This window comes from Rossellomorea aquimaris, assembly GCF_020171925.1.
GTDB lineage: Bacteria > Bacillota > Bacilli > Bacillales > Bacillaceae_B > Rossellomorea > Rossellomorea aquimaris_F.
Genome location: NZ_JAIVAR010000022.1, coordinates 1 through 601, shown reverse-complemented (window position 1 = coordinate 601; position 601 = coordinate 1). Strand labels below are relative to the sequence as shown.

General features: G+C 50.4%; 1 rRNA gene. It reads left to right on the top strand.

Going from position 1 to position 601, the window contains the following annotated elements:
• Positions 1-13: 13 nt before the first annotated feature.
• Positions 14-601 (top strand): 23S ribosomal RNA (locus LCM10_RS20540); the annotation flags it as partial.

The following is a 601-nucleotide window of genomic DNA, read 5'->3' as shown; positions in this document are numbered from 1 at the left end:
TAACAACCAATTCGGTTAAGTTATGAAGGGCGCACGGTGGATGCCTTGGCACTAGGAGCCGATGAAGGACGGGACTAACACCGATATGCTTCGGGGAGCTGTAAGTAAGCTTTGATCCGGAGATTTCCGAATGGGGGAACCCATTGTTCGTAATGGAACAATATCCTTACTTGAATACATAGAGTATGGAAGGCAGACCCAGGGAACTGAAACATCTAAGTACCTGGAGGAAGAGAAAGCAAACGCGATTCCCTGAGTAGCGGCGAGCGAAACGGGACATAGCCCAAACCAAGAGGCTTGCCTCTTGGGGTTGTAGGACACTCTATACGGAGTTACAAAGGAACGGAGTAGACGAAGAAGTCTGGAAAGGCTCGTCAAAGAAGGTAACAACCCTGTAGTTGAAACTTCGTTCCCTCTTGAGTGGATCCTGAGTACGGCGGGACACGTGAAATCCCGTCGGAAGCTGGGAGGACCATCTCCCAAGGCTAAATACTACCTAGTGACCGATAGTGAACCAGTACCGTGAGGGAAAGGTGAAAAGCACCCCGGGAGGGGAGTGAAATAGAACCTGAAACCGTGTGCCTACAAGTAGTCAGAGCCC